Origin of the sequence: Pediococcus ethanolidurans (genome assembly GCF_964062635.1) — a bacterium.
GTDB classification, from domain to species: Bacteria; Bacillota; Bacilli; order Lactobacillales; family Lactobacillaceae; genus Pediococcus; species Pediococcus ethanolidurans.
In genome coordinates, this window is the sequence record NZ_OZ061250.1 from 1,222,060 (window position 1) to 1,234,266 (window position 12,207).

Consider the following 12,207-nt stretch of genomic DNA (forward strand, 5'->3'; position numbering starts at 1 on the left):
AAATTGGTTTTGAGGAGGAGCAGCAAAATGATTGCGTACATTGTGGCGAGTCATGGTAAATTTTCGGAAAGTATCTTGGAAGCATCCTGGGAACTTTTTGGTAAACAAGAAAAAGTGGTCTCGGTAACACTGAAACCTGAAGAAGATCCTAAGGACTTATTAGCTGATTATCAAACTGCATTGAAAAAATTTGACGAAAATGACCAAGTCATCTTTTTAGTTGATTTATTTGGTGGAACACCATTTAATGTGGCAGCTCAAATTGTTGTTAAACATTCTGAACAAATGGCACTGGTTGCAGGATTAAATTTAGCTATGTTGGGTGAGGCGTATGTGGTACGCGATCAAACTTTAACGGATGCCGTGCTTCGGTTAGAACAAAGTGCAAAGTCTGCGGTTCGTCATTTGCAGGTACCAGATGAAGTCAAAGGAGACGACTAGTTTTGACAATGAAGATTTGTTTAGCTAGAGTGGATAGTCGCTTACTTCATGGCCAAATAGCAACCGGTTGGGCAAAAAGTGTCAAACCAAATCGGATATTGGTGGTTTCAGATAATGTTGCTAATGATGAATTACGAAAAATGTTGATCGTTCAGGCTGCTCCAATGGGTGTTAATGCTAATGTCATTACCATTGATAAGATGTTACGAATATATAGAGATCCGCGATTTGACTCCTTTAAAGTGCTTTTGTTAACCGAAAACGTACAGGATATGTTGCGACTAGTGCGTGGTGGGATGAATTTTCAAGATTTAGGAATTGATATTGGTAGTTTGGCGTTTTCTGAAGGAATGACCATGTTAAACGATTCGATTGCGGTTGGTACTGATGAAATTAAAGCAATTCGGGCATTACGTGACGCTGGCTTACAGATATTTGCACAGAAAATTCCTAATGATGGTAAGAAAGATATTATGACAATGTTGGAGAAAAATAAACTCTAAACAAAGTAAGTAATGTTTTTAAAAGTAACAAGGCTGGGGAAAACTCCCAGTCTTTTTCTGTTTCCGAACTTTAATAGCTGAAAACGGAACAAAAAGGCTGATTTTTCGTTTAGGTACGAAAGCCAAACGATTCAAAGGACGGATCATTCGATTACCTAGGTTTATCGTCTTAGCAATTTTAGATGTATGAACAACGTAGTATGCACGAAGTCAAATCACCTTTTTCTCACTCTCCTAAAAGCTAATTTATTATAAAGATTTTAATTAGAGTAACTCCAAATTACCCAAGCAAGAAAAAGATTGGTAAAATAGAGAAAATAGATTTAAGTGAGGATGTGCCAAAACGGTGAATATTAAAATCGCGGCAACGGGACATTACGTTCCTAAAAGAATTGTCGATAATTTTGAATTAAGTAAAATTATGGATACCAGCGATGACTGGATTCAATCTCATACAGGAATTAAGACTCGCCATTTTGCTATGAATAATGAAAATACGTCTGATTTATGCACTAGGGTTGGTGAACGACTTCTAGAAAAAAGTGGTTTAAAACCTGAAGAAATTGATCTAATTTTAGTTTCGACAATTACCCCAGACAGTTTAACTCCGGCGACTGCATGTATTGTGCAAGATAAATTAGGAGCAACCAATGCATTTGCGATGGATATTTCAGCAGCTTGTGCAGGCTTTATATTTGGTCTAAGCACAGCTGAAAAATTTTTACGTTCGGGTCGCTATCATAATGCTTTAGTAATTAGCGGTGAAACGAATTCCAAAATGATGGATTTTACAGATCGGACTTCTGCCGTCTTCTTTGGCGACGGAGCTGGTGGTGCGCTTTTAGAAACAACTGAAAATGCTAACGAAGAATTTTTTATTGATGAAAAGTTACAGAGTGTAGGTAGTCAACATCAAACTATTCATAGTGGTAGAATCGCACCGATTACAAAAATCGCGGGCACTAATTATCCAAAACTCGATGCGTTTTATCAAGATGGTCGTGCCGTATTTGCATTTGCTACTGAGACGGTGCCCGTTCAAATGCGTCAAATTTTAAATAAAAATCATGTAAATGTAAATTCGCTTGATGCAATTATTTGTCATCAAGCAAACTTACGAATTATTGAGAAAATTAGTGTCGAATTGGCAGTCCCAATGACTAAATTTCCAACGAATGTCACTACCTTTGGTAACACATCTTCTGCGGGAATTCCCATGGCATTAGATCAACTACAACGTGATACGCATCGACCCCAAAAGGTTTTATTAACGGGATTTGGTGCTGGACTGGACTATGGCAGTATGCTGATTAACTTCTAAGGAGGAGTTGTCAAAATTGAATTTAGAAGACGTCAATAAATTATTAGATAAATTAGAGCAACTTGATTTTGATGAGGTTGATTTAGAATTCGACCAGGCTAGAATTCATGTTAAAAAAAGGACGAATAATATTTCACAACACGAAATTACCCTTGATTCCGATCAAAAACAGACTGAATCTGACGCATTTATGGTCAAAAGTCCGATGGTTGGTGTAGCTCATTTAGAAGCCAGTCTGAAAAAAGGACAAAGAGTACACGCGGGTGATGTAGTGGCACAAATTGAAAGTATGAAGTTGTTTAATGACGTGACAACGTTGTATGGTGGTGTCATTAATCAGATAAAGGTCAAAGATGGCGAATCCGTCGAATTTGATCAACCGTTATTATCGATTAAAAAGGATAAGTAAAATGTTCAAGAAAATTCTAATTGCCAACCGTGGTGAAATTGCGATTCGAATCATTAAGGCTTGTCAGCAGTTAAAAATTGCTACTGTGGCTGTTTATTCAACAGCAGATCGACAGGCTCTTTTTGTGCAACTTGCTGATGAAGCAGTTTGTATTGGTCCAGCAAGCGCAAAGAATTCCTATTTGAATCGAGAGGCCATTTTAATGGCAGGCATCAATACAAATGCAGATGCCATTCATCCAGGCTATGGTTTTTTATCCGAAGATGAATTATTTGCGCAAATGTGTGAGGAATGCGGCATGACCTGGATTGGTCCTCAAGCAAGTTTGATTCATGACTTTTCTGATAAAACGAATTCTCGAAAAATTGCTAAAAAACTGGGCTTGCCAATTATACCTGGTACGGGGATGATTACGAGTGAACCGCAATTATATGATCAGGCAAATAAGCTTGGTTATCCAGTATTGCTAAAAGCCAGTCACGGTGGCGGTGGTAAAGGTATTCGGATGGCTAGTTCTGCCAAAGACTTGTTTGTAAAATATGAAACGGTAAAAGAAGAGGCAGGATCATCTTTTTTGGATGGCTCGATTTACCTAGAACGTGATTTTGAGGCGGCTCGTCATATTGAAGTTCAGGTGTTGGGGATGCCAGAAAAGTTACTTATTTTAGGTGATCGTGATTGTAGTTTACAAAAACATCGTCAAAAAATTATTGAAGAAAGTAATGCCAGCATTCTGACACAAGCGGAACGTCAACACCTTTATAAATTGGTGCATCAGTTATTGGATGGAGCAGATTATCAAAGTTTAGGAACGGTTGAGTTCTTGTTTGTGCAGCATCAGTTTTACTTTCTGGAAATGAATACACGTCTGCAAGTGGAACATGGTATTACTGAAGAAACTAGTGGGGTTGATATTGTTCAGGCGCAAATCAAGGTAGCAGCACATGAGCCATTTGAGTTACCAAATTTGAATTTTCAGGGGCATGCAATTGAATGTCGGTTGAACGCTGAAAATGACATGACAGCACATTTGTTTGAAACGGGAAAATTAACTGAATTTGCAATGCCAACTGGAATTCGTGTAGATACAGGTCTGCAACGTGGTGATGTGTTAACTCCATTTTATGATCGCCTATTGGCAAAAATTATTGTGCATGGAACTGATCGAACGATGGCCGTTAAAAAAATGCAGGATGCACTAGCTCAAACAAAGGTTAATGGAATTGGCACAAATTTGAAACAACTAAAACAAATTATCAGTAGTGAACAATTTATTAAGGATAATTATTATATTCATTCGGTCGGAAAAATGATGGAGGAATCAACTCATGAGTCATTTGCCTGAAAAAAATAGCTGGCAAATTTGTCAGCACTGTGGAAAACATGTTCATGACTTGCAGTGGGCACCGTATTTTCGGTGTCCTTTTTGTCAAAATTTGCAGCGCTTATCAAATGAACAACGTTTGAAAGTTACGGTAGACACTGATAGTTGGCATGAAATTAGATTAAATGCACAAACCACTAATTTTTTGGATTTTCCCAATTACTCTGCAAAACTGCATGAAGCACAAAATAAGACGCATCATGGAGAAGCTATTCAAATTGGAACGGCCAAAATCAACACGTTTCCGGTTGCATTAGGCATAATGTATAGTCATTTTATGATGGGAACTTTGAATACAACGGTGGGCACAGCAATTAGACAGATTATGCAAATTGCTAAAACTCAAAAACTACCGCTAATTCTTTTCATCGCTTCCGGTGGGGCACGAATGCAAGAAGGGATCTTGTCTTTATTACAAATGAATACAATTTTAAATCAATGGACGGAATTTGAAAACGACAGGCAGTTAGTGATTAATGTTTTGACAGATCCAACGATGGGTGGTGTTTCTGCCAGTTTTGGATTTAAATCTGATTACGTGTTAGCAGAGGATCACGCACAAATTGGTTTTGCAGGGAAACGGGTGATCAAGCAAATCACGCATGAAGAATTGCCTGATGAGTTTCAAACGGCAGAGGATTTACTTACCCATGGATTGATTGACGAAGTGGTCAAAAGAGAACAGATGCGAACTAAATTAACGACCCTTTTACGTCTACATAGTGGAGGTTAAAAAGATGGCTAAAACGTTAGAAGAAAAAATTAAATTAATTCGTTCCCCCAAACGGTTAACGGCACAACAAGTAATTAGTCAATTAGTGATTAATTTTTTTGAGGTTCATGGTGATCGTCAATTGGGCGATGATCCGGCGGTGAGTGCAGGCATTGGTTTATTTCATGCTCGGCCAGTCACTGTTCTAGGCATTAATCGAGGTACCAATATTCAACAGCGTCGTGAAGTGAATGGTGGTGCTGTTCGTGTGACGGGGTATCGTAAAACTTTGCGAGTTGTAGAAGCTGCAGAAAAGTTCAATCGGCCAGTCATTTCTTTACTTAACATACCTGGTGCAGACGCGAGCGTTTTTTCAGAAGAACATGGACAAAGTGAAGCAATTGCTGATCTCATTTTAAAAATGGGTCAATTGACGGTACCTAATGTGGCATTATTTTTGGGTGAAGGTCACAGTGGTGGTGCGTTAGCGTTTAGCAATGTCAATCAAATCTTAATGTTAGAGAACGCGTTGTTTTCAGTGGCATCGCCAGAAGCAGTTCAAGCCATTTTAAAAAATCGAAATCAAACGCAGGACGCAAGTGAATTTATGCCAATGACGGCACAACAGTTAGAAAAGATCGGCTTAGTAGATAACATTATTTTGGAGACTCCAGCTAATACCTTAATTGAACGAATTGATGCTGCTCTTAGCAAAGCATTAGGTCAGTTGAGAGATTTGGATGCGGCACAATTAAAAAAACAGCGGTTAACCAAGTTTGAAAAATTAATTGAATTTAATAAAAATGAACAATAAAAAAGGGATTTCTTTGATGAAAGATTACGATTCAGCAGGTGTGTCCTGTTGCGTGCTTTCATTTGGAAGTCTCTTTTTGTGTAAGTTATGGTCCGGTTGTTGGTGAACCAGTGTTACTGTTTTGATTGAATGTATTGGTTGAACTAGATGCATTGCTATAGCTTGAAGAAGTAGAGCTAGCAGTTGTACTTGAAGAACTCTGAGTAGTAGTTGAGCTAGTCGTTGTATCCGAACTTGAACTACTATCAGTTAGTTTTGTTGTATTGGCTAAGCCTAATTCCTTACGAATTTTATTTGAAATCTTGCGTCGTTCAGTCATAGAGGCAACTTGGTAAGATAAACCATCAATCGTTTCGTTTTCACCTTCCAAAGTATTAGATTTTATGTGATGAGAAGCATTTTTATAACTAAAACGTAAGGCAAGCATATCATTGAAAGTTAAGTTAGTTTTCATGTTCTTTTGAACAGAATTCAAAATACTTTGGAAACGAGTAACTGAAGAAATTGTTAAGGCTTTACGAACAACAGCCAAAATAACCTGACGTTGGCGTTTTTGACGACCGTAATCGCCATCAGGATCATCATAGCGCATCCGGGAATAAGAGAGCTTCTTTGCCAGTTAAGTGGGTTTTGACACCTTTTTTAACGTTTGCTGATCCGTATTTAAAGGTTAATGTTGGTGTAACATCAACACCGCCGACAGAATTGACAAGTTCCTTAAGACCACCCATATTCATCACAATATAAAAATCAATTGGAACATCAAGAAGATTTTGAACAGTTTTAATGGACTGTGATGCGCCACCAATTGTATATGCAGCATTGATCTTTTGAGTTGTGTTGTTAATTGTAACGGCAGTATCACGAGGAATGCTGGTCATATAAGTCGTTTCTTTTTGAGCGTTTAACGATGCCACGATCATCGTATCACTCAGCCCTTTAGTTTTACGACCAAGGGCACCCGTGTCGGTTCCAAGAATCAGAACGTTAAGTGGATCTTTGTTTTTAATCACTTTTGAAACGTTTCGGGTAGTTGGTGTTTTTGTTTTTTGGTAGGCTTGGTTGGCAACTTTTTGAGCACTAGTGTACATTGTATAGGCCTTGACACCACCAGCAATCAACAAAATTAGGGCAACGATGCCAATACTCCACCAGATCTTTTTGTGGGATTTTTTGGCACTTTTCATGTGTTTCTCACTCACTAAGGTGAACCTCTTTTCAATTATTAAATTTTAAAATTAAAACGTTTTCCCCGCGCTTACATCATATTTCAACGGCCTTTTTATGAAAATGGTCTATGAAAATATGCTATACTAATCATTGTTGCATTTATCATACACCATCTAGGGAAGGGATAAAATCACAATTTTTATACATAGTATTCAAGGCGTTATTATCATTATTGTGATGATTGCCATTGGATATATCCTGTCTTGGCGAAAGTGGTTTGACGAAAGTTCTTCACGACTAATTGCCAAATTAGTGACTCAAATTGCTTTACCTGCCTATATGATTAGCACGATTACTCATGATTTTACTGCAAAAAAGCTGCTAAGTACACTACCAGATTTAAGATTTCCTGTTTTATCCATGTTAATTTTATTTGCGTTAGCGGCAGTTTTATATCGAGTGATGCAAATTAAGGAACAACACCGGGGATTATTTGAATCAATGTTTCTAAATTCTAACACTGTTTTTATTGGTCTACCGGTCAATATGGCCTTGTTTGGTAATCGTAGTTTGCCATATGTACTAGTTTATTACATGGCAAACACCACCATTTTTTGGACGTTAGGGGTTTGGTTAATTCAAAGAGACGGGACAACTTCAGAAAAATTCAATTTGAAGACCACTTTGGGTAAAATCTTTTCACCGCCGTTACTTGGTTTTATTGTGGGTGTTTTATTGGTTATTTTCCATATTCAACTTCCACAATTTGTATTGACCGATTGTCAGTATATTGGTGGTTTAACAATTCCACTTTCCATGTTTTTCATTGGAATTGCGATTCAGCGCGCCGGTATTCAAAACGTAACCATTGATCGGGATAGTTTGGGTGTTTTATCAGGGAGATTTATTTTTGCCCCAGTTCTCATGACACTACTGGTATTACCAATGCCGGTTCCTGTATTAATGAAACAAGTTTTTATTTTGCAATCGGCAATGCCAGTAATGACCAATGCCCCAGTAGTGGCCAAATTGTATCATGCAGACGAAAAGTATGCAGCAATTATGGTGACCGAAACCACCTTGCTAAGTTTGGCAGTTATTCCATTATTAATGTTATTTGTTAAATCAGGATTAATTACTTAAGTTTTAGCAATATTGTAGGAAAAAGAACGTCAGTTTAAAAATATTTGGGAGATAATAAAGAAATTGAGAAAAACAGTCAGTTACATTAGTTTTTCAACTTTAATGTTTAGTTTGATGGAAATTGCCCTTAAAATGGCAGGCGGCGCGTTTGATCCGATTCAATTGAATTTGATTCGGTTTGCCGTGGGTGGATTAGTATTGTTACCAATTGCCTTAAACTCTTTGAAAAAACAGCAACGTAAACTTAATTGGAAAGATTTGAGATTATTTGGTATTACAGGATTTATCTGTGTTATCATTAGTATGACATTGTATCAACTAGCGATTGTATATTCACCAGCAGCTACAGTTGCAGTATTGTTTAGTTGTAATCCTGTGTTTGCCTTAATTTTTTCATATTTAATCTTGCATGAACGTTTAGGACGTGCTAATTTAATTTCAGTAGTTGTTTCTGTGATTGGTTTACTAGTAATCGTCAATCCAGCCCATTTAACTAATGTTGTGGGATTAACATTGGCTGTGACTTCAGCCTTAACTTTTGGCTTATATAGTATTATTTCACGGTACGGTTCACAAAAACGGGATTTAAACGGTATTGTGATGACTTGTTTTACTTTTTTGACTGGAACCGTTGAACTGCTGGCAATTGTTGCTTTAACACATGTACCAGTTATCGGTCGTTCAATGACGCAAGTGAGCTATTTAAAGCAATTTGTTAACATTCCAGTTATTCAAAATATTAGTTGGCAATATTTACCATTGTTGTTCTTTATTGGTGTTTGTGTCACTGGTGGAGGATTTGCGTTTTACTTCTTGGCAATGGAAACTTCAGACGTTTCTACAGCCTCTTTGGTGTTCTTTATCAAACCAGCATTAGCACCAGTACTAGCGGCGCTAATTTTAAGTGAACAGATTATTTTGCCAACTATTATTGGTATCGTGATTATTTTGTTAGGTTCAGTTATTACCTTTATTGGAAATCGTTCAAAATCAATTCGATCCGAAATGGGACAACCAGTTTATCCTGATAAAACGAAAAAAACTGATTCAGACGACTTAATTGGAGAAGTAGAAGACTTTAATTCAAATGTTGAAGATGAGGATTAAAAATGACGTACTTAGTCTTATTGAGGCATGGTCAAAGCATTGCTAACCGTGATAATGTTTATACGGGTTGGAGCGATGTTCCATTAACACAGCAGGGCAGACAAGAGGCTCATCAAGCTGGAAAGCTTATTTATCAAACGGGAATTCAGTTTGAAGATGTGCATACATCTTTGTTAAAGCGGGCAATCACGACGGCGGATATCGTCATGGACGAAATTCACCAAAATTGGTTACCAATTCATAAAGCTTGGCGGTTGAATGAGCGACATTATGGTGCACTTCGTGGGCAAAATAAGGATGAAACACGTAAAACATATGGTGTTCATCAAGTGGCCTTGTGGCGCCGTAGTTTTAAAGCTGTCCCACCACTATTGAAGGCAACTGAGTCAGATCGGCGTTATATGCAGTTGGGTGACGTTGAACCTCGTGGCGAGAGCCTTGAGATGGCTTATAACCGACTGTTGCCTTATTGGACGGACCAAATTGCTCCCAAACTTTTAGCGGGCAAAAACCAGTTGGTTGTGGCCCATGGTAGTACTTTACGTGCCCTCATTAAGTACTTAGAACAAATTAGCGATGAAGGCATTGATGGCGTTGAAGTCGCCAATGGTGAACCAATTATTTATCAATTTGACGAAAATTTGAATATTGTGAGCAAAGAAGTGCTGGACTAAAAATGAACCAGCTAAAAACGAGTTTTGAGGAGAAGGCTGTAGTTGGCCTTCTTTTTTGTTAGCAATGAAGCTTGTTATATGGTCATGAATGAGTTATCTTTGAGAATCGATTAGGGCTATGCTACCGATATAGTAACCCTAATTATAAAATTTTTTTAAAAATAATCTTTAATTGAAATTTAAATTAGTTACTGATTGGAGTGTAGCCATCATATGCAGTACAAGGATAAATATAATTTGACCCGTGATCAAAATGTTAGGTTTGCCAAAATGAATTTTACTAGACTAGTGCATACAAATGCACGTTTTGAGGGAATAAACACGACCTTACCACAAACGCAAACCATTATGGATGGAATGGGTGTTGATGGCGTTTCTGTAGAAGGATATAAATACCATTATAAATTTGAAACGAGGATGGGAGTTGATAACAACCCCCAATGAAGAGACATTGACATTAGACTATGTGAAAAAGTTTAATGCTATTGTTTCAGCTCAGGATGCGTTAGTTCCTGGTGAACTACAAAAGGGTAGTAGCATAGTGCAAATTGGTACGAGTGAAGATTTTGTACCAGAGTCTGTTGATGCAGGAAAAGAACAAAAATTTTTAAAGGATTTGTTATCAAGTTCCTTAAAAAGCACAACAGATAAAGCAATGACACTAATGTATCATTATATACGCGGTCAAATTTTTGGGGATGGAAATAAAAGGGCGTCCACATTAGTTGCAAACAAGCTGATGATTGATAATGGTGCTGGTTTAATCAATGTTCCCTTAAATCATTGGCATAAATGGAACGAATTAATTGCCGATTTTTATCGTACTAACGACATGAACGTGATTAAAAAATGGACTTATGATAATGGCATTCAGGGTGTTCAGCTTTTCCGTGTAAATTAAGACTAATGGGGAAATTTGAACTGATTTGATTGTCACTAACTTTTTGCATTACATAATTAAGAATGATTTGGTTCTTTTAGTTTTCAGTTATGTACCTTTAAACATTTTTTTGCTTTTCTGCGTTCACTTTTTTTAGGACAACTCCGCAAAGCAGACTAAATAAATAGGCAAGGCTCCAGCCGGGAAATATCCCGTCATCCGCCTTACCTATTTATTTGGTCTTAACGCTTTGTTACGTTCACTAATTCTTGTATGCCAACGCACCCATTGGATCCCATGGCAACAATTGAGTTGGTTCCTCAGCTTGTGCCTTTCGTTGATCTTCCGTTAAGAATTGTTTGTCCACAACGACTTGGTAGCAATATTCGCTCATCCATTCATCCGTCATGACCATGTAACCCTTAGTTCCGACCTTGTCACCCCAGCTGTTTTCGACTTTCCATTTCTTTGGTTCGCCGTCAACTAAATCAACACCAGTAATGACCATCGCATGAGTCATCAAACTCTCACTGTAATCCAAACGTTCTGCCTTAGACATTGATAAATCAATATCAAAAAGAGCTTCTTCATCATAAACGCCAAGATCCAATAATCCACGTTTTCTTGGTTCTGAATGCTGACCGACATCACAACCAAACCAAACACTATGACCAGCCTTAAGTTGGTTAATAGCTGCTTGCTTGAAATCATGCATGTTTAAGTTTAAATGCTTAACCTGACGACCACCAACAACGTTACCCAACATTTCAATTGAGTAGGTATGGTTAAATGGTTTGTCATCAGTAGGAGCATTGATGATTGAAACGTAGTTAGTAAGATCCCAACCAACAAACTTTTCAAAGAATGACTTAGGCGTTAAACCAGCTTCACGATGGAAGTTCTTGTCGTCATCACGGTATTCCCAGTCAAAAGTTGTAGGTGGTTCACCAAAGCTATATGAAGCCATTCGGTAAACTTCTTCCAACATTTTTTCTTTGCGTGATTGAACTTGTTCGTCTGAAGAACCGGCATTAACAAGTTCACGTAATTCAACAGCATCTTTACGAAGTTTTTCGTTTAAGAGGGTGTTGAATTCGTTAGACTTGTTACTGTTGTAGGTTTCAGGATAAACAGATTCTGGAACGATCCCATATTTGTCAATGATGGCACATAACATGTCCCACTGACCACCATCACCTTGAGGTTCATTTAAAAGCCAGGCAACTTTACGATCTGAAGTTGGCTTGTCAGCAGTAGCAATGATATTTTCGTAGAACCAGTTTGATTTTTCAAACTTATCCCAGAAAAAGGTGTAGTTTTGAGAAAGCTCAAAATCCTTGAGCTTAAACTCTGCAGATAGATGATGACGCATGGTGTTTAATGCGGCAAACATCCAACAACGACCACTTTGCTTCTGATTAGCAACAGCACCTGTCTCTAAATCGATTGAAAAAACTGGGCTGAAGTCTGCGCCGCCACGAAGGCCTTCGCTAGCTGCTAAAATACCATTTTTAGTAACCGCACGTTCGAGGACTTTAGACTTGTTTTGTTCATTATAATGTTTTGCGTAACGAGCAACTTGATCTTTAGAAATACTGTTATTACTCAATTTATTCACTCCTAACCTATGATATATAAACATTGTAGTC

Annotated in this window: 11 protein-coding genes and 2 pseudogenes; 11 read left to right on the forward strand and 2 right to left on the reverse strand. The window is 37.8% G+C overall.

Annotated elements, in window-relative coordinates; all coding sequences use genetic code 11:
• Positions 1 to 27 precede the first annotated feature (27 nt).
• The 7 genes from AB3219_RS05970 to accA all read left to right on the forward strand — a co-directional run bounded on the left by AB3219_RS05970 (position 28) and on the right by accA (position 5,584).
• A complete protein-coding gene (locus AB3219_RS05970; protein ID WP_216753531.1) occupies positions 28 to 441 on the forward strand; it encodes a PTS sugar transporter subunit IIA in 414 nt (137 codons plus the stop codon).
• A 2-nt stretch (positions 442 to 443) separates the two neighbouring features.
• Complete coding sequence (locus AB3219_RS05975; RefSeq protein WP_216753530.1) at positions 444 to 944, forward strand: PTS sugar transporter subunit IIB; 501 nt, start codon at positions 444 to 446, stop codon at positions 942 to 944.
• A gap of 346 nt (positions 945 to 1,290) precedes the next feature.
• A complete protein-coding gene (locus AB3219_RS05980) occupies positions 1,291 to 2,265 on the forward strand; it encodes a beta-ketoacyl-ACP synthase III (protein WP_216753529.1) in 975 nt (324 codons plus the stop codon).
• A 16-nt stretch (positions 2,266 to 2,281) separates the two neighbouring features.
• The gene (locus tag AB3219_RS05985) at positions 2,282 to 2,674 is read left to right on the forward strand and encodes a biotin/lipoyl-containing protein (RefSeq protein WP_216753528.1); all 393 of its coding nucleotides are present in this window, start codon (positions 2,282 to 2,284) and stop codon (positions 2,672 to 2,674) included.
• 1 nt (position 2,675) lies between these two features.
• A complete protein-coding gene (locus AB3219_RS05990; protein WP_216753527.1) occupies positions 2,676 to 4,019 on the forward strand; it encodes an acetyl/propionyl/methylcrotonyl-CoA carboxylase subunit alpha in 1,344 nt (447 codons plus the stop codon).
• Entirely contained in the window at positions 4,003 to 4,791 is a 789-nt protein-coding gene (locus AB3219_RS05995; RefSeq protein ID WP_216753526.1) for an acetyl-CoA carboxylase carboxyltransferase subunit beta, read from the forward strand. The genes AB3219_RS05990 and AB3219_RS05995 overlap by 17 nt, the downstream gene beginning before the upstream one ends.
• Positions 4,792 to 4,795: 4 nt before the next feature.
• Entirely contained in the window at positions 4,796 to 5,584 is a 789-nt protein-coding gene (accA, locus tag AB3219_RS06000; RefSeq protein ID WP_216753525.1) for a carboxyltransferase subunit alpha, read from the forward strand.
• Positions 5,585 to 5,669: 85 nt separating this feature from the next.
• On the opposite strand, the pseudogene AB3219_RS06005 reads toward accA, so the two are convergent.
• Positions 5,670 to 6,771 (reverse strand): annotated as a pseudogene (locus AB3219_RS06005) (LCP family protein).
• A 172-nt stretch (positions 6,772 to 6,943) separates the two neighbouring features.
• On the opposite strand from AB3219_RS06005, the gene AB3219_RS06010 reads away from it, so the two are divergent.
• The 4 genes and pseudogenes from AB3219_RS06010 (at position 6,944) to AB3219_RS06025 (ending at position 10,579) form a co-directional block, all read left to right on the forward strand.
• The gene (locus tag AB3219_RS06010) at positions 6,944 to 7,897 is read left to right on the forward strand and encodes an AEC family transporter (RefSeq protein WP_057805720.1); all 954 of its coding nucleotides are present in this window, start codon (positions 6,944 to 6,946) and stop codon (positions 7,895 to 7,897) included.
• Between the two features lie 63 nt (positions 7,898 to 7,960).
• A complete protein-coding gene (locus AB3219_RS06015) occupies positions 7,961 to 9,004 on the forward strand; it encodes a DMT family transporter (protein WP_216753524.1) in 1,044 nt (347 codons plus the stop codon).
• A gap of 2 nt (positions 9,005 to 9,006) precedes the next feature.
• Positions 9,007 to 9,678: a 2,3-diphosphoglycerate-dependent phosphoglycerate mutase gene (locus tag AB3219_RS06020; protein WP_216753523.1), complete on the forward strand. Its 672-nt coding sequence runs from the start codon at positions 9,007 to 9,009 to the stop codon at positions 9,676 to 9,678.
• Positions 9,679 to 9,891: 213 nt separating this feature from the next.
• Positions 9,892 to 10,579, forward strand: a pseudogene (locus tag AB3219_RS06025) (filamentation induced by cAMP protein fic).
• A 241-nt stretch (positions 10,580 to 10,820) separates the two neighbouring features.
• On the opposite strand, the gene AB3219_RS06030 reads toward AB3219_RS06025, so the two are convergent.
• Positions 10,821 to 12,200, reverse strand: coding sequence for an aminopeptidase C (locus tag AB3219_RS06030; RefSeq protein ID WP_216753522.1), 1,380 nt, complete (start codon positions 12,198 to 12,200; stop codon positions 10,821 to 10,823).
• Between the last annotated feature and the right edge of the window lie 7 nt (positions 12,201 to 12,207).